Below are 21,805 nucleotides of genomic sequence, written 5' to 3'. Positions count from 1 at the left end.
GAATGCTGAAAACGTGTCATCCCCGGCGAAAATGGGCAATCTATAAAAAAGGGGAGTGAACATATGAGAAAAGTGCTGATCGCCGGCGGAAATGGTGTGATTGGGAGAATATTGGCTAAAGGGCTTAAGTCTGAGTACGAGGTGACGGTGCTGGATAAAGACCGCTACGAAGGCTTAGGACCCGCTATTCAGGCAGATGCGTCAAACTATGATGATCTATTGAAAAAGATTCCGAGAGATACAGACGTGATCGTGAACTTACTCGCTGTCAAAATCAAATACGATGTCATGGACACAGCTGAATTTGAAAAAATGACGGATATTTTTTATAGAGCAAGCTACTATTTGTGCCGCGCGGCAGCAGAGCTCGGCATCCCAAAGGTTGTTTTCGCCAGCAGCAATCATGTGACAGATGTGTACGAAAAAGACGGGCGTTCGCTCTTAGGGCGGGAAATCACAACCGACGATTATCCGCTGTCAAAAAATCTATACGGCGTCCTAAAGCTGACCTCGGAACATATCGGCCACCTGTTTTATCTGGAAAATAAGCTCTCTGTCATCAACCTTCGAATCGGAACGGTCGTCACAGATGAAATGGATACACTGCATGAGAACGACCGGACGAAAAAAACGCTTCTTTCCCATCCGGACTTGCTGTCGATTTTTAAAGCGGCCATTGAAACGAATATCCGTTACGGCACTTATTACGCCGTCTCTAACAATCCCGGCAAGCCGTGGTCGATAGAATCCGCGGTTCAGGAGCTTGGGTTTGCGCCTCAAATGAATACTGCTGAGCTTCTGAAAGAGGAAGAGAACGGCAATAACAGAGCATAATCATTTTCTAAGATTATGCTCTTTTTCTTTTATGATCGGTTTCAAGCCAGTTCCGATGCCGCCGGGCAAGGGACAGTGTTCAAATGATTATAGACATGGCAATCGCACATTTGCTACATTTTAGACACGATATCGTCACAAGCTGCAGCTCGTTTATTAAAAAATGATAACGCTTACAAAAGGGGGGTGGGAACGATCGCACATTCACTGAAAAATCGCCTGTTTGATATGTTGATTTACGGATTTTTGCTGATGTTCGCTTTAATATGCGTACTTCCGTTTATTCATGTCATTGCAGCATCCTTTGCCACAGTAGAGGAAGTGGTTTCGAAAACATTCATTTTAATACCGACCACGTTTTCGCTCGATGCCTATCGTTACATTTTTTCGACAGATATCATTTATAAAAGCTTGCTCGTTTCTGTGTTTGTGACAGTTGTAGGCACGGCGGTCAGCATGTTTCTTTCTTCATTGATGGCTTACGGTTTATCCCGCCGCGACTTAATTGGGCGGCAGCCGCTCATGTTTCTCGTCGTATTTACGATGCTCTTCAGCGGCGGAATGATTCCGACTTTCCTGGTAGTCAAATCCCTTGGATTGCTCGATTCTTACTGGGCCCTTATTTTGCCGACAGCGATTAATGCCTTTAACTTGATCATTCTGAAAAACTTCTTTCAAAACATCCCGGCGAGCCTGGAAGAGTCCGCAAAAATTGACGGCTGCAATGACTTGGGGATTTTCTTCAAAATTGTGCTGCCTCTGTCTCTTCCAGCGATCGCAACGATTTCACTGTTTTATGCGGTGACGTACTGGAATACGTATATGACGGCGATCTTGTACTTAAATGATTCAGCTAAGTGGCCGATTCAGGTGCTTTTGCGCCAAATCGTGATTGTATCAAGCGGGGTGCAAGGGGATATGTCGGAAATGGGCTCGGGCAGCCCGCCGCCTGAGCAAACGATCAAAATGGCAGTAATAGTCGTAGCAACCATTCCGGTTCTGCTGGTCTATCCATTTATTCAAAAGCATTTTGCAAAAGGGGCTTTGCTGGGGTCTGTCAAAGGATAAAGAATATGAAACGGAGGGATATCATGGGAAACAAATGGAGGGTGCTTCTGATTGTGCTTGTATTTGCTCTCGGAGGAGTGATGGCGGGCTGTAAAGGGGCTGATCAATCATCAGGCAAGGCGGACTCGGATTCAAAGGTAAAGCTGTCTATGATGGCGATTTTGTATCACCAGCAGCCGCCGAAAGACAGGGCGATCAAAGAAATTGAGAAGCTGACAAATACAGAACTGGACATCACGTGGGTTCCTGATGCGGTAAAAGAAGACAGACTGAATGCGGCGCTTGCAGCCGGCAATCTCCCGCAAATCGTGACGATTCAAGACATTAAAAATTCGTCTGTCATGAATGCCTTCAGATCGGGAATGTTCTGGGAAATCGGCGATTATATCAAAGATTATCCGAATTTAAACAAGATGAATAAACTCATTAATAAAAATGTCACAATCGATGGCAAGCTTTACGGGATATACAGAGAGCGTCCCCTCTCGAGACAAGGCATCGTCATTCGGAAGGACTGGCTGGACAATTTGAATTTGAAAACGCCGGAAACGCTGGATGATCTTTATGAGGTTGCCAAAGCGTTTACAGAGAACGACCCGGACAAGGATGGAAAAGATGATACATTCGGATTGACTGACCGAAATGATCTGATTTACGGCGCTTTTAAGACGCTTGGCTCATATGAAGGCATGCCGACAGACTGGAAGGAATCAAACGGCACATTTACGCCTGATTTCATGACGAAAGAATACAAAGACACGATGGATTACATGAAAAAACTGCGTGATAACGGCTACATGAATAAAGACTTTCCGGTCACAAGCAAAACCCAGCAGCAGGAGCTGTTTTCTCAAGGAAAAGCCGGCATCTATATCGGGAATATGGTGGACGCTGTCAATTTGCGTGACAATGCCTCCGATAAATCAATGGAGCTGGAGATCATCAACCGCATAAAAGGCCCTGACGGAAAAGAGCGTGTATGGGCGTCAGGAGGGCATAACGGTGTATTTGCTTTCCCGAAAACGAGTGTGAAATCAGAAAGCGAGCTGAAACGGATCTTGTCGTTCTTTGACCGAATAGCCGAAGAGGACGTCTACAGCCTGATGACATACGGCATTGACGGGGTTCATTATAATAAAGGCAAAGGCAAAACATTCACAAGAAAAGAAAGCCAGGTAAAAGATTGGCAGATGGATATTCAGCCGCTGTCCGCCTTAATCGCTATCGATAAAGCCTACTTAAAAAACACCGGTGATCCGCTGCGGACAGCGTACGAGGAGCTCACGGAAGACAATGAAAACATCATCGTCTCCAATCCGGCAGAGAGTTTGTATTCCGCCGCGGAGTCTGAACGCGGAGATGAACTGAAAAAAATGATAGACGATGCCACCTATAAATATATGATCGGAGAAATTACAGAAAGCCAGTTTGATAAAGAAGTTGAAAAATGGGAAACAAGCGGAGGAAAGCAGATTATTCAGGAATACGAGGAAGCGTTTAATAAAACAAAATAATATTGAAAAAACCCAAAACGTGCAGGCGGTTTTGGGTTTTTATATGCTTCTTTTTTGCTGGCGGTAGCTGCCCGGTGTGATGCCTTCTAGCTTTTTAAAGGATCTGATAAAGTTTTGCGAGTTTTTGTATTTGAGCTTTTCAGCTATGTCTTTCACTGCCATGTCGGATTCAGCCAGCCAGCTTTTTGCCATATGGTGGCGGTAATTTGAGACATACTCGCTGAATGAAATGCCCATTTCTTTTTTGAAAATACTGCTTAAGTAGTTCGGGTTGTAATGCAGCCTGCGGGCAATTTCGTCCAGCGTTAAATCGGATTCAAACTCATGGTGGATGATATGGATTATGTTGTCGGAAATATTTTTGTACTGTGCATCGGCCCGGGCATTTACTTTGTCTGTCATCGGATCAATGAATTCTTGCTTCAGCCAGTTTTCAGTATCCTCGAATGTCTTCAGCTCAAAAATTTGGTCATACAGCATTTTGTTTTCTTCAAGCTCAAATAGTTCTATTCCGAGTACATGCATCAGTTCAATGACATGATTCAGAAAACGGGCGATTGCGATCTGAAATTGGTACGGGTTGGTGTTGTGTGTAAACATCGACTGTAAAATCGCGTGCAGGCATTTGTCTGCTTTCTCCTTGTCACCGGCTTTTACAGCATCGAACAGTTCATGCTGAAGCTGCTTCGGAAAATGGGTTTTGAACGTTTTTTTCTGATCCAGATCTTCATAAAAGATAATCGATTTGTTTTCTGCTTTCAGCCGGTATTTTAACGCTTCTAAGCCTTCCGCATAGGCGTTTTTCGCCATTGCTAATGCATCAAACGGCTGGCTGACGCCGATGCTGACAGACAGGTGCAGCTCAGCTTCAACTGTATCCTGAATCATCCGGGCAGTATCATTCAGCTCGGCCATAAATGCCTCTTTTGTTCCGCTCTCATTCATCAATATGGTTGCCTGCTGTTTATCGACTACCGCTGGTGCGAGGCGTTTTTCCGCGGGGATGTTCCGCTCAATCAGGCTGTTGACGGCAAACAACAGCAGGTCCATATCTTTTTTCTCATACGGTGTCTGATTCAGTGTGTCAATTTGGAGCACCAGCAGGGCGAGATGCCGCCATTTTTGTTTTAAGCCGAGGCTTTCAAAGCGGTTATTGACCTCCTCATCCGTCAGCTTTCCAAGCATAAGCCTGACCATAAAATATTGCTGAAGATGAGTGGCCTGCTGCCTCATTGTTTCTTCAAGGTCGTCGTTTCTGTTTTTGAGCTGCTTGAAGCTTTGCTCAATTAATTCAAACTCGTTTTGATGAGGCTGTTTTTCTGGAAAGGCTCCGTGCCGCGCAAATGATTCATAAAGCAGCCGGATCGGCTTATAAAAATGGCGGGAACCCAGCCAAGAGAATAATAATGAAAGCGTTAACAAAACGAAGCATACCGTAAAGGCGATCCAGCCGATCGACTTGGCTTCTTTTTTTAGTTCGGGCAGGGAAACGAGAGAAAAATAAGTCCACGTGTTATAGTCTGATTTTTGATAGGTCACTTTATAATGAATGCGGTCAATGACTGTTTCAAACTGGCCGCTTTTGGAGCTTTGCGTCAGCATTTTTTTGACAAAATCGTCGTTCTGAAGAGAATCGCCTATATCAGACATGTTGTTGTGAAGGATGATACGGCCTTTTTCATCAATGATAAACACACTGTTTGCGCTTGAATAATCAGGCATATTTTTAACGAGTGAACAGCTTGGGATGCTTGCGGCTGCCAGTCCCTTCGTGTTTGTGCTGTTCAGCGGGAGCTGCTTAATCAAATTGATATTATACCGGCAGCTTTCTGAAGTGCCTTCCTTTGTGGAGATCATACGATTGTTTTTTTCCAGCGTCCAATAGGACCGGCTGGCTTGTTTTTTCGAATACGCCTCGGCTGCTTTATGAAGGGAGTCCGTATTCATGCGGTACAGACCGGAATTGTTCATGTACCAATTTTTCATATAGCTGACAAGTGTCATGTTGGACAAATCGGTATCAAAGCTTTGCAAATAGTTGAGCTCTTGGTTCACTTGGTCATAGATTTGAAATTGGTCAGAGTGCAAAGGCTCAGACAGTGTGCGGAGGAGAGGCGGCGAACTCACATAGTGGGTTAAAGAATGATCGACGGTTTTTAGGATGTGCTCGATGCTTAGCTGGGTCTGCTGGAGCGTGTCGAGTTTTTCCTCCGAAACGTTGGAGATGGCCGTTTTCTGAGAGTGCTCGTACGAAAACAAACCGACCAAAATGACGGGAATGGTGCTGAGTAAACAAAAAAACGTGATGAGTTTGTAATAAAACTTGTATTGGCTTCTTTTCATAAAACCCCCCATTTCATAACACCTTAATACAATTAATCCAAAGATTGATAGATATTGTCAATAATCATTTTCTAATATCGGTGTCTTTTTTTCAGATAGAGGCGCGAAATCCTTGATGACAAAGGGCTCAGGCAGAATGTGATCATATGATTGTAGACGGACTTTTGTACGCTGCGCTACAGTGAAAACAAGAACCCGTGAAAGGAGGCTTTGAAAAAGATGAAAACAGCAGAAGCGCAAGCGCCGGCTGTAGACGCAGTCATTTTAAAAAAAGAAAAAAGAAAGCGCTTACTAAGTAAGCTGCTGCAGCAAAAGTTTTTGTACTTTATGATTTTGCCGGGATGTATTTATTTTTTGCTTTTTAAATATGTTCCAATGTGGGGAATCGTGATTGCGTTTCAGGATTATCAGCCGTTTCTCGGTATTTGGGGCAGCGAGTGGGTCGGGCTGAAGCATTTTATCAGGCTGTTTACAGAGCCTACATTTTTTGTCCTGTTAAAAAATACGCTCGTGCTCTTTGCCTTGAATCTGGCCATTTTTTTTCCGGTGCCGATTTTATTAGCGCTTCTTCTAAACGAAGTGCGGATCGCACTCTTTAAAAAATTCGTTCAGACGCTGATTTATATTCCGCACTTTATGTCCTGGGTCATTGTTGTATCGCTGTCATTTGTGCTTTTGACAGTAGACGGGGGCCTGATTAATGAACTGATTACGTTTTTTGGCGGTGAAAAAATCAATTTTCTGCTGAATGAAGAATGGTTCCGTCCGCTGTATATTCTGCAGGTCATCTGGAGAGAAGCGGGCTGGTCAACGATCATCTACCTGGCCGCAATGACGGCGGTTGATCCTCAGCTTTATGAAGCGGCGAAAATGGACGGAGCGGGACGGCTGCGGCAAATGTGGCATATTACGCTGCCGGCTATCAAAAGCGTCATCGTCGTTTTGCTGATTTTAAAAATCGGGGACACGCTGGAGCTTGGCTTTGAGCATGTATATTTGCTGTTAAACGCCACAAACAGGGAAGTCGCGGAAATTTTTGATACGTACGTTTATACTGCAGGGCTGAAACAGGGCCAATTCAGCTACAGTACAGCGGTCGGCGTATTTAAAGCGGCGGTCGGGCTGATTTTGGTCATGCTTGCGAATCGTTTGGCGAAGAAATTTGGCGAGGAAGGAATCTATTAAGAAAGGGATGGTATCAATGGATCAATCAATCGCTGTAAAGTCGCCTCTTACGTATGCGGAGGCATTGGCAGAAACGATTATGAACACGTATACAGTTGAAGAGCTGCCGCCTGCAAACCGCTGGCACTATCATCAGGGCGTTTTCTTATGCGGGGTTTTGCGTCTTTGGGAAGCAACCGGACAGGAACGGTACTTTGATTATGCGAAAGCTTATGCGGATCTCCTAATTGATGATTATGGCAATCTATTATTTAAAAGAGACGAACTCGACGCGATTCAGGCGGGCCTTATTCTTTTTCCTTTATACGACAAGACGAAGGATGAACGCTATGTAAAAGCGGCAAAAAGGCTGCGGGGCTTATACGGAACGCTGAACCGAACGTCAGAGCGGGGGTTCTGGCATAAGGACGGCTATCCATATCAAATGTGGCTTGACGGTTTATATATGGGCGGGCCGTTTGCACTGAAATATGCCAATTTGAAGCACGAGCCGGAGCTGTTTGACATGGTTGTGCTTCAGGAAGGCCTGATGAGAAAGCATACGAAGGATCCAAAGACCGGGCTCTTCTATCATGCGTGGGATGAAGCGAAAAAAATGCCTTGGGCCAGTCAAGAGACAGGCTGCTCTCCGGAGTTTTGGGCGCGTTCAATCGGCTGGTACGTCATGTCACTCGCAGACATGATTGAAGAGCTGCCTGAGAAGCACCCAACCCGTCATGTCTGGAAAAAAACACTGCAGGACATGCTCGAAAGCATCTGCCGCTGCCAAGACAAGGAAACAGGATTATGGTATCAGATCGTTGACAAGGGCGGCAGATCTGACAACTGGCTGGAAAGCTCGGGATCGTGCTTGTATATGTATGCCATCGCTAAAGGAATCAATAAGGGATATCTCGACAGATCCTATAAAACGTCTTTGTTAAAAGCGTATCAAGGGCTGATTCAGCATAAAACTGAAACAACAAAAGACGGTGCGTTTCTCGTCAAAGATATATGTGTCGGAACGTCGGCAGGATTTTATGATTATTATGTCAGCCGCGAACGGAGCACAAACGACCTTCACGGGGCGGGAGCGTTTATTTTGGCGATGACAGAATTGGAAGCGCTTCTCGGGTCAGACGAAAAATGAAAAGATCTCTATGTGCGGCTGTATGTGTGATCGTCTCGGTGCTGTTTTTGGCTTCGTGCTCAAGCAGACCGGACGGCATTCATGTCATCCTGTTTTCAGATATGCAGGCAGGCGTACAGAATAACATAAAAGAGGCCGCTGAAAAGAAGGCAGGCAGGGCAGAAATCTTTCCCGCTTTGCCGGAAAAGCTGCTGACTGAAATTACGGCTCGCGAGGGAGACGTCTTTATCGTGCCTGAAGACCTGTTTGCAGCATACGATGATCCGGGGAATTTTCAGCCGTTAGACGGATTGTCACTGAAACATTCATCGCCTTATACAGCCGTAAATCAAAAAACGGGAGAAAAAACAGTCTATGCCGTTCTGATTGAGAAAGGGGATAAACAGCTGAACGGCTATTCTTTTCGGCTGAATCGAAATATGGCAGCGTTTATCCCTGTATACTCCGAAAAAACAGAGGAAGCGCTGCAGCTGATTTCCCAATTAACAGAAGTCCGATAGGGGTGGGGACCATTGAAAAGCATCGTCATTTGCGGATTAAGCAGCAGAGCCCTCAGCATGTTTATCAAACCGCTGCTCAAACAGTTTACATCCACTTATCAAATTACGGGATTGCTGGATGCCGATCCGAAACGATTCGCCGTCTGCAAAGAGGCATTTCCGGAGCTTGCACAAGTACCGGAGTATAAAGAAGAAGATTTTGATAATATGATGAGCGTTTCGAAGCCAGACATTGTGATTGTGACGGGAAGGGATGACACCCATATCACCTATATATTGAGAAGCCTTCAGTGGGATACGGATGTCATAACGGAAAAACCGATGGTGACGACGGTGCAGGATGCAAAGCGGGTGCTTGAGGCAGAAGCGAAAAGCAAAGGGAAGGTTACTGTTGCGTTTAATTACCGCTATAGCCCGTATCATCGGAAAATCAAAGAAATGATTTTAGAAGGAAAAATAGGAAGGGTCACCTCTGTTGATTTGAATTGGTATATTGATACCTATCACGGCGCCAGCTATTTTAAACGCTGGAACCGATCCAGGCAATTTTCCGGCGGCCTTTCTGTCCATAAATCCACACATCATTTCGATCTGGTGAATTGGTGGCTCGGCCAAAACCCGGCGGAGGTATTTGCTTACGGCGAGTTGAATTACTACGGGCCGGACAGTGAGTGGAATCCGCTGCCGGAAGAAGACGGGCGTTTTTGCGGCACATGCCGGGTCAAAGAGAAATGCCATTACTATGCGAGATGGCACCCCCGTGCCTCTAAAGCTTCTGTAAAGGATGATCATCTTAAGGCGGATGCAGACCAGTCAAGCTTATATACCGCATATCGCCCTGACGCGTGCATTTTTGACGAGGAGATTGACATTGAGGATACGTATGTGGCGGCTGTCAAATATGACGGCGGTGCGCTTTTAAGCTACTCGATCACATTTTCCGCTCCGTACGAAGGCTACCGCCTTACGATAAACGGCACAAAAGGACGCATTGAATCAAATGAATTCCATGAGCCTTCCAGAATTCCGTTTGCTTTTCCCGAGCAGACGATTGAGTATTATCCGCTTTTTGAATCGAAGCAAACCATTCAAGTCGTCAAAAACGAGGGAGGACACGGCGGAGGTGATCCGCTTTTGCTTGCTGATCTATTTATAGGCAAAGATCCGCTGCGCCAGTATGACATTTTGGCCGGAGCCGAAGCCGGAGCCTATTCTATCGCGGTCGGTGAGGGAATATGGCGCTCCGTTGTTGAAAAGAAACCAATTGATATTAAACAGCTTTTTCATATGCAAAATGTATAAAAGCGAAGAGGAGGGGCTTTCGTGGAACATGACGGATCAATGGGACGGGTGCTGCGTTTTTGCGAGTGGATCATGAGGTTTGCGTATACCAATTTGCTTTGGCTGCTTTTTACGATCATCGGTTTCGGAGTGCTCGGTGTCATGCCCGCGACTGCCGCTTTATTCGCTGTTATGCGAAAATGGATTCAGGGTCAGGATCACGTTCCGGTGCTGCCGACATTTTGGCGGGAATACAAAGCTGAATTTCTCCGTTCCAATCTGATCGGTGCTGTACTGGTGTTAATCGGTTTGATCATTTATATCGATTTGGCCTTTATTTACCCAAGCCACTTTTTATTGCATATCCTGCGCTTTGCTATTATGATATTTGGTTTTCTGTTTGTATCAATGCTTTTTTATGTGTTTCCGCTGCTCGTCCACTTTGATTGGAAAAAACGTCTGTATTTTAAGTTTTCCCTCTTGCTGAGTGTGGCGTACTTACAATATACCCTCGTCATGCTTGCGCTGACGGTCGCGCTCTTTTTCCTGCTGGCTTATCTGCCGGGAATTGTCCCTTTTTTCAGCGTCAGTCTCATCAGCTACTGCCACATGAGGATCGCTTATGCCGTCTTGGTGAAGCTGGAGCAGCAGGACCATGAACCGGCAAAGAAACATCCTGCACCAGAAGCTATTTATCCGGAGACGAGGTAAACATTTCTCTATCATATATTGATTCCAAACGGAATAGATTGATAGAGAAAGGAGAGCGGATAAATGCTGAAGGTAGCAGTGTTTGATGAAGAGCATGAAAAAGATTTGCAAACGGAGATCAATTCATTTTTAAAAGGAATATCGGAAGAGCAGCTGGTTGATATCAAATATACGGTTTCAGCGGCATGTGACCCTGAAGGCGAGCAGCTCTACTGTTTTTCCGCACTTATTCTATATCGAAAATAAAAAAAAGATCTTCCCGCGGACTGCGGAAAGATCTTTTTTATGGTTAAGCCTTTTTCACTCTTGGGCTTCTCGGTTTCTGGAATTTCTCTGCTGCTCTGATTTCTCTTCGTTCTCTTGCCAATGCTTTATAAAGAGCAGCAATCATGAGCAGGATAACAATTGAAAACGGCAGTGCCGCCAGAATCGCTGTATTTTGCAAAGCGGCAAGTCCGCCGGAATACAAGAGCGCAGCTGCCATAGCAGACTGAATGATACCCCAGCTGAGTTTGACTGAATTAGCCGGGTTTAATGAACCGTATGTCGTCTGCATACCAAGGACAAATGTCGCTGAATCAGCTGATGTGATAAAGAACACGGCGATCAGGATCAATGCCAGGATAGACGTGATCATCGTCAGCGGATAGTGATCCAGTGTTCCGAACAGCATCGTTTCGGAAGACTGCTTCGCCACATTAAAAATACCTTTTTGCTGAAGGTCCATTGCGGAAACACCGAAAATGGAGAACCATAGGAAAGCTAAAATACATGGTGCCACCAGGACGCCGATCAAAAATTCACGGATTGTCCGGCCTCGGGATACACGGGCGATGAAAATGCCGACAAATGGAGACCAGGAAATCCACCATGCCCAATAGAAAATCGTCCAGCCGTTGATCCATTCACGTTTGCCTGGATCGTTCGGCGCCAGTCTGAAGCTCATTTGAACAATGTTTTGAATATACTGCCCAATTGAATCTGTAAGTGAGTTCATGATCAAAACGGTAGGTCCGACAACCAGCATAAACAGCATCAGCAATCCGGCTAGCACCATATTGGTGTTGCTTAAATACTTAATGCCTTTTCCGAGTCCGCTCCAAGCCGATAGTAAAAAGAGCACTGTTACAATGACAATCAAAATCAATTGAACGATAAAATGATTCGGAATTCCGAATAGGTAATTCAGTCCGCCGTTAATTTGAGTTGCGCCGATCCCCAGACTCGTTGCAACGCCGACAACTGTTGCAAAAACAGCAATACAGTCAATCAGTTTACCGATCGGGCCGTTTACTTTATCGCCGAGAATCGGAGTCAGTGTGCTGCTGATTAATCCAGGCGCGTCTTTGCGGAATTGAAAATATGCGATACATAATGCAACGACGGCATAAATGGCCCAAGCGTGCAGTCCCCAGTGGAAAAACGTGTACCGGAGCGCATCTCTGAAGGCTTGGGGGGTTTCTGTTTCACCTGATGGAGAGCTAATTGCGTAATGGCTGATCGGTTCAGCCGCACCATAGAATACTAAGCCGATTCCCATGCCTGCACTGAACAGCATGGCAAACCAAGATAATAATCCGAATTCCGGTTTTTCATCCGGTTTCCCCAGTTTAATTTTTCCGATCGGGCTGACAATTAAAAAGAGACAGAACCCGACAAACAAAGAGACAACTAATAGATAATACCAACCAAATGAATCTGTTATAAACGATTGTGCCGATTGAGACACGTTTTGCAGGCTGTCAGGAGAAATAACGCCCCACAAAACGGCTGCGGCTGTGATGACAATCACAATCCAAAATACACTAGATATATTCTTCAAACATTCTCACCCTCTGATTTTTTTGTGTACGCCTATATCTTCCTCGCAGGCTTAGTATGGTCGTACGATGGCAGATCATTCCTTCCTGTAAATTACCCCGCAATCAGGTGAAACAAAACAAATCTCACCCTAACATTTTTGCGGGAATTTTTCAAATGCCCGGCATGCTGTAAGAATTTGAAAAGTCTAATGTTTACATACGGGAAAAGCGTCCGGCATTCAGTCCGGCGAGTCTGCCTGTGACGAGCGCAGATGTGATATTGTATCCGCCTGTATAACCGTGAATATCTAAGATTTCTCCGCAAAAATACAGGCCGTCCATTTTTTTAGACGCCATCTTTTTCGGGTCAACCTCCTTCACCGATACACCGCCTCCTGTGACAAACGCTTTGTCTAGAGACAGCGTGCCGTTTGCGAGAACGGTAAATTGCTTGCAGTCTTTGACAAATTGTCTGAAAGGCTCCTTCGGCAGCTCAGAAAATGACATGTTCGGTGAAATGCCGTTTTTTTCGAGCAGGAAAAGAAGGTAGCGCTCCTGCATCCAAGGCTTCAGCACATTTTTTAACGCTTTTTTCGGCGCGTCTTTCAGCTCCTTGTGCATCTTTTGGAATAGCGTTTCTTCATTGATATCCGGAAACAAATCAATTCTGACTGGCACTTCCGGCTGTTTTTTCAGCTCTTTCACGATAAACTGGCTGCACCTGAGTATGGCGGGGCCTGAGAGGCCGAAATGAGTAAACAGCATGTCCATCTTATGTGTGATAATGGCTTTGCCTTTTTTGTTTAATACACTGACGGCGACATCTCTGAGCGATAAACCCTGCAGTGTTTTTTTCTTAATAAACGGCTCGGCAGATGTGACGGGCACCTCTGTCGGGAACAGCTCTGTTATGGTGTGGCCAGCGGCTTCGGCCCATTCATAGCCATCACCCGTGCTGCCGGTATGGGGAACGCTTTTTCCGCCAACCGCGATAATGACTGCCTGACTATGAATCATTTCGCCATTATTCGTCACAATGCCTGCCGTATGACCATCTTCGTATGTAACAGATTTGATTTTTTCGTTCGTTCTGATCGTCACACGCAGCTGTTTCAGTCTGTTTAACAGTGCGTCGACAACACTTTGCGCTTTGTCTGTCACCGGAAACATCCGGCCGTGATCCTCTTCCTTCAATTTGATCCCGAGATTTTCAAAAAACTTGATAATATCTTCGTTATTAAATTCAGAAAACGCACTGTATAAAAAACGGCCGTTGCCGGGGATGTGCTTAATAATTTCTTCGACAGGAAGGCGGTTTGTCACATTGCAGCGGCCGCCTCCGGATATGGCAAGTTTACGGCCTAACTTAGTTCCTTTATCTATTAACAAAACATCAGCACCCTGTTCTCCGGCTGCAATGGCAGCCATCAGACCTGAAGGGCCTCCGCCGATTACAATTACGTCATACTGCTTCATTTTTATCATCAACTTTCTTTTTACATTTCGTGTGCGGAACGCTGTCCGCAGTACTATTATAGCGAAAGACAGGTTCTGCTTAAACGTATTTTGCCGCAAACTTGCATTGTTCCTGAGATTGCTTTTGTATTTATTACCGTCTATATGCCCAGTTGTGTTAAAATAGAAAAGTTGAATCTTCGTAGAAAATGGTGATGAAGAAACATGTCAAGCAAACTGTTAAGAGGCACGTTTGTGTTAACGCTCGGTACATATATTTCACGGATACTGGGAATGGTTTATTTAATTCCTTTCAGCATCATGGTCGGAGCGACAGGCGGTGCGTTATTTCAATACGGATACAATCAATATACTTTATTTTTGAACATTGCCACAATGGGCTTTCCGGCCGCCGTTTCTAAATTTGTTTCCAAATATAATTCCAAAGGGGATTATGAAACAAGCAGAAAAATGCTGAAGGCGGGCATGTCGGTTATGCTTGTAACGGGAATGATTGCCTTTTTTATACTATATTTATCTGCTCCGTTTTTTGCGGAAATATCGCTTGGGGGCAAAGATAATAACGGTTTGACGATTGATCATGTCGTATATGTCATCCGCATGGTCAGCTTAGCGCTTTTAGTCGTGCCGATTATGAGTCTTGTGCGCGGATTTTTCCAAGGTCATCAAATGATGGGGCCTACGGCTGTCTCTCAAGTTGTTGAGCAGATTGTCCGCATCATCTTTTTATTGAGTGCGACCTTCTTGATTTTGAAAGTCTTAAACGGCGGCCTTGTGATCGCTGTCGGTTATGCAACCTTTGCAGCGCTGATCGGTGCCTTCGGCGGGCTGATCGTATTGTATATTTATTGGAACAAACGAAAAGGCAATCTGCTGGCGATGATGCCTAATACGGGGCCGACAGCAGATTTAAGCTACAAGAAAATGTTTTTCGAGCTCTTCAGCTATGCCGCTCCCTACGTGTTTGTCGGACTAGCCATCCCTTTGTATAACTATATTGATACAAATACGTTTAACAAAGCCATGATTGAAGCGGGGCATCAAGCTATCAGTCAGGATATGATGGCCATTCTGACACTTTACGTGCAGAAGCTCGTAATGATCCCGGTTTCTCTTGCGACGGCATTCGGACTGACCTTAATTCCGACGATCACAGAATCGTTTACAAGCAGAAACTACAAGCTGTTAAATCAGCAGATCAACCAGTCGATGCAGACGATCCTGTTTTTAATTATTCCGGCTGTTGTCGGTATATCGGTATTAGCAGGCCCTGTGTATACGTTCTTTTACGGATCAGAGAGCCTTCATCCTGAATTGGGGAAAGACATCCTGTTTTGGTATTCGCCAGTTGCGATCTTGTTCTCTTTGTTTACTGTCAACGCCGCCATATTGCAGGGCATCAATAAGCAAAAATTTGCGGTTGCCAGTCTTGTGATCGGTGTCGTGATCAAACTTGTGCTGAATGTCCCGCTGATTAAGCTGATGCAGGCTGACGGCGCTATTTTAGCTACGGCACTCGGGTATACTGCTTCACTTATATACGGATTTATCATGATCAAACGGCATGCCGGCTATTCGTATAAAATATTAGTGAAACGGGGCGTTCTGATGCTGCTCTTGTCAGCAGTGATGGCGATAGCCGTTAAAATCGTCCAGTGGGTGTTAAGCTTTTTCATCTCCTACGAGGATGGCCAGCTGCATGCTGCGATCGTCGTGCTGATTGCTGCTGTGGTCGGCGGAGCTGTCTACCTGTATTGCGCTTATCGTTTAGGGTTTTTACAGAAAATATTCGGCCGCCGTTTACCGGGGTTCTTAAAGAAAGGCAGACATGCCGCTGATTAACAGAATATGTTGAAACAGAGGGCTCGCTTGATGCGGGCTTTCTTTTATAGGAAGGAGAGATTGGCATGAGACTTGATAAGCTGCTTGCCAACAGCGGGTATGGTTCGAGAAAAGAGGTCAAATCGATTGTGAAAGCGGGAGCCGTCATGGTCGACGGAAAGCCGGCAAAAGATGTCAAGGCGCACGTGGACCCTGATGCGCAGGAGGTGACCGTTTATGGCGAGCCGATTGATTACCGCGAGTTTATTTATATCATGATGAATAAGCCGCAGGGCGTGCTGTCAGCGACTGAGGACAGCCGGCAAAAGACAGTGGTCGATTTGCTGACGCCGGATGAACTTAGATTCGAGCCGTTTCCTGCCGGCCGGCTTGATAAGGATACAGAAGGATTTCTGCTGCTGACAAATGACGGTCAGCTCGCTCACCGGCTGCTATCGCCGAAAAAGCATGTTCCGAAAACGTATGAGGTCCACTTAAAGTCGCAAATTTCGCCAGAAGACATCACCAGCTTAGAGACTGGGGTATTTATTGAAGGCGGCTACAAAACAAAGCCGGCACAAGCAGAAATAAAGGCAAACGATAAAGGGCATACCGTGATATACCTGACGATAACAGAAGGAAAATATCATCAAGTCAAACAGATGGCAAATGCTGTCGGCAATGAAGTCATTTATCTGAAGCGGCTCTCAATGGGACGCGTATCCTTGGATCCTGCTCTGGAGCCGGGAGAATACCGTGAGCTTACAGAAGAAGAACTTGAAAGGCTGAACGAGCCGCAAGCATGAAAAAACCCCGCATTACACATGCGGGATTTTTTATTATATATAAGCACACAAAAACAAGGCTAAGAACGTTCCTCGCCCTGTATCTATCAGGCCGCTCACAGGGCGGCCCTATGTAATTTTTAATGTTATGAGGTAATCTTTACTTTTTTTCTCGTTGTCTCCCATTTGCCACGGCTTGGACTATGAACAAGATCATTATATGCTAACACATTTAAGTCTCTTTGAATCGTTCTAGGTGTAATGCCGAATTCGTCAACCAGTTCCTGTGTTGTCACAAGGCCTTTCTCTTGAATAAACATGTAAACTGATTTGATTCGAGTTAGCATACGGTTTGTTGAAGGTTTCAAAAAACCACTCCCTATCATAAGATCGGATGGACTTGACTAACCACAACTCACGACTATCAACTGCGTACGAAATAGCAACTAAGGCAGACATCTGTAATATTTAAATAATTCGCCTTCATTATACACGATTTCGCCGCGGTGAATCTAGGAATAAGTATTATAAATTTTTTCCAATTTGAGTTTGGCCGCCATCCTTGTTGGATTACTATGTATTTCAGCACAATATTATTATGGATAAAGAAACTTTTTTTATTCTGTTTCGTATGTGATTAAGGGGGTGAGTGAGATTGAGAATGTTGTTGGAAGCATCGATAGAGCAAGCAGGGTATACAAGCCGAAAAAAAGTGCTCACCGATGTTTTATTGGAAGTCAGAGAAGGGGAGCTTGTCGGTTTGATTGGAGCGAACGGCGCTGGAAAAAGTACAGCCATCAAGGCGATACTTGGCCTCTCGCAACACTTTAAAGGGACTATCGCTTGGAATGATTGCTCGTTTGCTTATATTCCGGAGCACCCGTCCTTTTATGAGGAATTAACGCTGTGGGAGCATCTTGATCTGATCAGCACTTTGCACGGCATTGATCAGAGTGAATTTGAATACCGTGCCCAAAGTCTTCTTGAAACATTTTCGCTTGATCATGTCATGCATGAGCTGCCGGTGACGTTTTCGAAGGGCATGCAGCAAAAGCTGATGCTGATTCAGGCTTTTCTTTCTAAGCCTGATATGTATGTGATTGATGAACCGTTTATCGGCCTTGACCCGATATCGACAAAACGCTTTGTGGACATGCTGAAGGCTGAGAAAGATAGAGGAGCCGGCATTCTCATGTGCACACACGTACTTGATACCGCGGAAAAAATCTGCGACCGGTTTTACATGATTGATAAAGGTTCTTTATTTCTTCAGGGAACGTTAAAGGATATTCAAGAGCAAACAGGGTTAGAAGGGCAGTCATTGCTTGACTGTTTTTATACGGCGATTCAAGGAGAAAAAGCATGAACGGACGGTCTCTCTTTTTTCGAAGGTGGCTGGATTTTTACCGATATCAGTTTAAGGTGCTGCATGCTGTCATTGATTGGACGGTTGCGCTCTACATTGTCCTGCCGGCGCTTGCTTTTGTGATTTATCAGTATGTGGAGTGGACAAACGGAAGCGGCCTTCTTTACGAGTGGTCTGAGAGGGTCGAATGGAGATGGTTATACGCTGTCGGTATACTGATTGTTTGCACAGGCTCCATACATACTTTTTTACTGGAAGCGGACCAGGTGTTTTTGCTGCAAAAGAAAGCGATCATTCGCCAGATGAAACAATACGCATTGGTGTATTCTATATTGTTCACGTTCGCCAAATGGCTGTTGTTCTTTTTTCTTTTTCTTCCCTTTATCATTGATTCTGTTCGCGTCACTATTCCAGAAAGCGCTGCTCTATTGATCTATGCATTCGGTCTTCATACGCTCTTTTTATCCTTGAAGCAGGACAGGGTCAGAAAACCAAGATCTATTTGGAGACAGATTGCGGACTTTTTTCTCAAGACTGTGCTTTTGGCGTGTTCTTTTCTCATGATTACCTTTACCGAGTGGCACTTGCTCTCGCTTGCCGGTGTTTTGTTTTTTATTTTTGCTTTCATACGCAGTTTGAAAAAGACGGCTTCATTTTCGGCTTTTGAGGCAGAGGTGCTTGAGGAGAAAAAAATCAGGCTCACTCTTGCAGGTCTTGTAATGATGATGAGCCAAGATGTGAGAATGCCGAGAGTAAAGGACAGGATGAGGAGAAAACCGCTATTATTCCGGAATTCTAAAAGGATATTTAAGAAACGGACAATGTATACAATTTATAAAGAATTGTTTTTTAAAGTCATGCTGAGGAATGGGGAGTATGCGAGGCACTTGTATATGCTTTTGTCGGCTTTTACGGTTTTAACAGTCGTTTCCCCGGTCTTTCTTAAGGTGATTGCGCTGCTGGTTTATACAGGTGTTTGCCGTTATGTGCTTTCGCTTATTTTTGACAAAGTGATGGATGCGCCGATCTTAATTGGGGCTGATAAGGAAAGTGATGAATACTACCGGGCCAGAAAAAGCTGTGTGAACACGCTGCACTATGCTTGTGTTGCCTGCTGCTTTTTGGCGGCCGCTATCTCTTTTTTGGTGAAATAAAACCCAAACGGATGCCGTTTGGGTTTTCTGTATGTTATAGAATAAATAGCTGGATGAAAAACAGAACGGCAAATACGAGGACGAGCGGATGAATGTCTCTCCATTTTCCCCGTGCTGCTTTCACAATCGGATACGAAATAAAGCCAAGCGCAATTCCTGTGGAAATGCTTGATGTAAGAGGCATGGTCAGAACAACGAGAAATGCCGGAAATGCCTCGTCCATCTCCTTCCAGTTAATATTCGACACCGAGCCCATCATCAGGCTGCCGACAATAATCAAAGCCGGAGAAGTGATGGCGGATATGCCGGATAAGGCGCTGACAAGCGGACTGAAAAACATCGAAGCTGCAAACAATACCGCGACAGTTAAAGACGTAAGACCTGTTCTTCCCCCGGCTGCGACGCCAGCTGAAGACTCGACAAACGCGGTTGTCGGACTTGTTCCGAATACAGCACCAACTGTGGTCGCTGTTGAATCAGCAAGCAGCGCTTTTCGCACGTTCGGGAGCTTGTTGTTTTTCATCAATCCGGCTTGCTCGGCCACACCGATCATCGTACCGGTCGTATCAAAAATCGTTACCAGCAGAAATGAAAAGACGACAGCGTACAGGCCGTGATGGATCACATCGCCAAAAGCGGAGAACGGATTTGAAATAATCAATCCCTCAGGCAAATGGGGAAAAGACATAAAGCCTTTAGGGAAATGCAGCTGGCCGGTAAAAAACGCGATCAAAGCGGTAGCTGCCATTCCGATAAATAACGCTCCGTTTACATTCAGCACCATCAGGATCACACTGATCAATAAGCCGATCAGCGTTAAAATAACCGCTGGCGAATGAAGGTTGCCGAGTGTGACCAGATTTGATTGATCAGCCGTAATCATTCCCGCCTGCCGTAAACCGATAAACGCAATAAAAAGCCCGATCCCTGTGGTGATCCCGTATTTTAAATTGTTTGGAATCGCTTCTATCAGTTGTTTTCTTAAAGGCGTTAACGATAGAATAATGAAGAGAACCCCTGCTGTGAATACTGCGCTGAAAGCTGTTGCGTACGTGATGCCGCCGCCGCTTGCGCCTACAACGTGATAGGCTAAGTAAGCGTTTAAGCCCATGCCGGGCGCAATGGCAATCGGATAATTTGCAGCCAGGGCCATCCACAGCGTTCCGACAATGGAGGCGATAATCGTTGCGGTAAAGACCTGGTCAAAAGGAATTCCGGCATTAGCTAAAATGACCGGATTCACCACTACAATATAGACCATTGTAAAAAAGGTCGTCAATCCAGCTATGATTTCTTGTTTAATCGATGTTTGCTGCTCTTTTAGATGAAACATAGTAACCTCCAATTACGAACGTTTTAACAAAACACCATTAATATTATTCGTTTTATTTAGTTTTTGCAAGTGATTTATTGCAGAAAGGGGATCATTATGAACTGGGAAGTCGAAGTGATCAGAAAAAAAGATGATTTGATTCGCGATACGCAGGAATTCTTGAGAATCAACAGTGTAATGGACGAAACCACAGCCGGGCCCGGCAAACCATTCGGAGAAGGGGTAAATGCCAGCTTGACCTCTTTGCTTGAGCTTGGAGAAAAAGAAGGATTTTCCGTAAAAAATCTTGACGGATTCGCCGGTCATATCGAATGGGGCGAGGGTGAAGACATTGTCGGCGTTCTTTGCCATGTTGATGTTGTACCGCCCGGAGACGGCTGGACAAGTGATCCGTTTTCAGCGGACATCCGAAACGGGCGGATTTATGCAAGGGGCGCCATTGACGACAAAGGCCCGACGATGGCGGCGTTCTACGCGCTGAAAATCGTCAAAGACATGAATCTGCCGCTTTCTAAGCGTGTCAGAATTATTATAGGAACAGATGAAGAAAGTGATTGGAGATGTGTGGAGCATTATTTCAAGCACGAAGAAATGCCGACTCTCGGTTTTGCGCCAGATGCTGATTTCCCGATTATTAACGCGGAAAAAGGAATTATTGATGCTTCACTGCTCATCCCGCACCGCGCAAACGAAGCCGCTTCAGAAACAGTTCTTGCTTCTTTTTCATCAGGTCTCCGCTTAAACATGGTGCCAGACGCTGCGGAAGCCGTTATCAAAGGATCAAATATAGAAGAGGTTCTTGCCTCATTTAAAGACATGCTCCGCGCGACAGATCAAAAAGGTGAAGCTGAGATTGAGAATGGGCAGCTGATCTTGCGCATGCACGGACTTTCCTGCCATGCGATGGAACCGAACAATGGAGTGAATGCCGGCATCAAACTGGCAGAATTTTTGTGCCAGACTGAGCTGGATGCAGCAGGACAGCGTTTTGTTCAAGTCGTGACAGACAAATTTTCAGATGATACGAGAGGAAAGAAACTGAATATTGACTGTGAGGATGACATTAGCGGAGAGCTGACATTAAATGTCGGAACACTGCGCTATACTGAAGGGCAAGGAGGAGAGCTCGGAATCAATATCCGCTATCCGGTAACGGCGGAAAGCAAAATGATCCGCGATGCGTTTGAAAGCGCCGCTGAATTTGAGCTTGGAGAATGTAAAGACAGCAAGCCGCATCATGTATCAGCAGACCATCCGCTAGTCAAAACACTGCAAAAGGTATATGAAGGCCAATTGGGCAAAAAAGCTGATTTAATTTCAATCGGCGGGGGAACGTACGCAAGATCTTTGAAGGCCGGCGTCGCATTCGGGCCGCTGTTCCCCGGACGTCCCGACAGTGCGCACCAAAAGGACGAATATATTGAAATTGATGATCTCCTCAGAGCGACTGCTTTATATGCGCAGGCCATCTACGAACTTGCAAAATAATAGGACCGGCTTCTT

At 45.3% G+C, this 21,805-nt stretch carries 19 protein-coding genes; 14 read left to right on the top strand and 5 right to left on the bottom strand.

The genetic code is table 11. The features are described 5' to 3' along the window. Nucleotides 1-63 precede the first annotated feature (63 nt). The 3 genes from P3L57_RS14850 to P3L57_RS14840 all read left to right on the top strand — a co-directional run bounded on the left by P3L57_RS14850 (nt 64) and on the right by P3L57_RS14840 (nt 3,416). Nucleotides 64-834, top strand: coding sequence for an NAD-dependent epimerase/dehydratase family protein (locus P3L57_RS14850; protein ID WP_069487041.1), 771 nt, complete (start codon nt 64-66; stop codon nt 832-834). Nucleotides 835-1,041: 207 nt separating this feature from the next. Next, on the top strand, nt 1,042-1,902 hold the full coding sequence (locus P3L57_RS14845; protein WP_083244538.1) for a carbohydrate ABC transporter permease: 861 nt from the start codon (nt 1,042-1,044) through the stop codon (nt 1,900-1,902). A 23-nt stretch (nt 1,903-1,925) separates the two neighbouring features. After that, nucleotides 1,926-3,416 carry an extracellular solute-binding protein gene (locus P3L57_RS14840; RefSeq protein ID WP_069487042.1) on the top strand — a complete coding sequence of 497 codons (1,491 nt, stop codon included), beginning with the start codon at nt 1,926-1,928 and terminating at the stop codon, nt 3,414-3,416. A 39-nt stretch (nt 3,417-3,455) separates the two neighbouring features. Here the strand turns inward: P3L57_RS14840 and P3L57_RS14835 are convergent, their stop codons facing one another. Then, nucleotides 3,456-5,771 carry a helix-turn-helix domain-containing protein gene (locus P3L57_RS14835; RefSeq protein WP_083244516.1) on the bottom strand — a complete coding sequence of 772 codons (2,316 nt, stop codon included), beginning with the start codon at nt 5,769-5,771 and terminating at the stop codon, nt 3,456-3,458. 207 nt (nt 5,772-5,978) lie between these two features. On the opposite strand from P3L57_RS14835, the gene rmgP reads away from it, so the two are divergent. The 6 genes from rmgP (at nt 5,979) to P3L57_RS14805 (ending at nt 10,811) form a co-directional block, all read left to right on the top strand. Further along, complete coding sequence (gene rmgP, locus P3L57_RS14830) at nt 5,979-6,944, top strand: polygalacturonan/rhamnogalacturonan ABC transporter permease (protein WP_069487043.1); 966 nt, start codon at nt 5,979-5,981, stop codon at nt 6,942-6,944. Between the two features lie 7 nt (nt 6,945-6,951). Continuing rightward, nucleotides 6,952-8,073 carry a glycoside hydrolase family 88/105 protein gene (locus tag P3L57_RS14825; RefSeq protein WP_139127446.1) on the top strand — a complete coding sequence of 374 codons (1,122 nt, stop codon included), beginning with the start codon at nt 6,952-6,954 and terminating at the stop codon, nt 8,071-8,073. Next, a complete protein-coding gene (locus tag P3L57_RS14820; RefSeq protein WP_082687877.1) occupies nt 8,070-8,573 on the top strand; it encodes a lipoprotein YteS in 504 nt (167 codons plus the stop codon). The genes P3L57_RS14825 and P3L57_RS14820 overlap by 4 nt, the downstream gene beginning before the upstream one ends. Before the next feature lie 12 nt (nt 8,574-8,585). Beyond that, the gene (locus P3L57_RS14815) at nt 8,586-9,875 is read left to right on the top strand and encodes a Gfo/Idh/MocA family protein (protein ID WP_059291811.1); all 1,290 of its coding nucleotides are present in this window, start codon (nt 8,586-8,588) and stop codon (nt 9,873-9,875) included. Nucleotides 9,876-9,896: 21 nt separating this feature from the next. Then, nucleotides 9,897-10,565, top strand: a complete 669-nt coding sequence (locus P3L57_RS14810; RefSeq protein WP_069487045.1) for a YesL family protein — start codon at nt 9,897-9,899, stop codon at nt 10,563-10,565. Between the two features lie 63 nt (nt 10,566-10,628). Then, a complete protein-coding gene (locus tag P3L57_RS14805; RefSeq protein WP_003325003.1) occupies nt 10,629-10,811 on the top strand; it encodes a sporulation protein Cse60 in 183 nt (60 codons plus the stop codon). Between the two features lie 43 nt (nt 10,812-10,854). On the opposite strand, the gene opuD is transcribed toward P3L57_RS14805, so the two are convergent. Then, nucleotides 10,855-12,387: a glycine betaine transporter OpuD gene (gene opuD, locus P3L57_RS14800; RefSeq protein WP_069487046.1), complete on the bottom strand. Its 1,533-nt coding sequence runs from the start codon at nt 12,385-12,387 to the stop codon at nt 10,855-10,857. A gap of 193 nt (nt 12,388-12,580) precedes the next feature. Beyond that, the gene (locus P3L57_RS14795) at nt 12,581-13,843 is read right to left on the bottom strand and encodes a BaiN/RdsA family NAD(P)/FAD-dependent oxidoreductase (protein ID WP_069487402.1); all 1,263 of its coding nucleotides are present in this window, start codon (nt 13,841-13,843) and stop codon (nt 12,581-12,583) included. Nucleotides 13,844-14,047: 204 nt separating this feature from the next. Here P3L57_RS14795 and murJ point away from each other — a divergent pair, with 204 nt between their 5' ends. Then, on the top strand, nt 14,048-15,685 hold the full coding sequence (murJ, locus tag P3L57_RS14790) for a lipid II flippase MurJ (RefSeq protein ID WP_024122540.1): 1,638 nt from the start codon (nt 14,048-14,050) through the stop codon (nt 15,683-15,685). A 65-nt stretch (nt 15,686-15,750) separates the two neighbouring features. Beyond that, a complete protein-coding gene (locus P3L57_RS14785; protein WP_069487047.1) occupies nt 15,751-16,470 on the top strand; it encodes a pseudouridine synthase in 720 nt (239 codons plus the stop codon). Nucleotides 16,471-16,595: 125 nt separating this feature from the next. Here the strand turns inward: P3L57_RS14785 and P3L57_RS14780 are convergent, their stop codons facing one another. Continuing rightward, nucleotides 16,596-16,817 (bottom strand): DeoR family transcriptional regulator, encoded by a 222-nt coding sequence (locus P3L57_RS14780; protein ID WP_003152337.1) that lies wholly within the window; start codon nt 16,815-16,817, stop codon nt 16,596-16,598. Nucleotides 16,818-17,104: 287 nt separating this feature from the next. On the opposite strand from P3L57_RS14780, the gene P3L57_RS14775 reads away from it, so the two are divergent. Further along, entirely contained in the window at nt 17,105-17,815 is a 711-nt protein-coding gene (locus P3L57_RS14775; protein WP_095532967.1) for an ABC transporter ATP-binding protein, read from the top strand. After that, nucleotides 17,812-18,969, top strand: a complete 1,158-nt coding sequence (locus P3L57_RS14770) for an ABC transporter permease (protein WP_069487048.1) — start codon at nt 17,812-17,814, stop codon at nt 18,967-18,969. Before P3L57_RS14775 ends, P3L57_RS14770 begins: the two co-directional genes overlap by 4 nt. Before the next feature lie 34 nt (nt 18,970-19,003). Here the strand turns inward: P3L57_RS14770 and P3L57_RS14765 are convergent, their stop codons facing one another. Continuing rightward, a complete protein-coding gene (locus P3L57_RS14765; protein WP_069487049.1) occupies nt 19,004-20,302 on the bottom strand; it encodes an NCS2 family permease in 1,299 nt (432 codons plus the stop codon). 96 nt (nt 20,303-20,398) lie between these two features. Here P3L57_RS14765 and pepV point away from each other — a divergent pair, with 96 nt between their 5' ends. Next, nucleotides 20,399-21,790, top strand: coding sequence for a dipeptidase PepV (pepV, locus tag P3L57_RS14760; protein ID WP_069487050.1), 1,392 nt, complete (start codon nt 20,399-20,401; stop codon nt 21,788-21,790). Nucleotides 21,791-21,805: the final 15 nt, after the last annotated feature.

This window comes from Bacillus sp. B28 (assembly GCF_029536185.1).
Classification (GTDB): Bacteria; Bacillota; Bacilli; order Bacillales; family Bacillaceae; genus Bacillus; species Bacillus halotolerans.
Note: the sequence above shows the minus strand (reverse complement) of the source record. Positions and strands in the feature narration are given on the sequence as shown.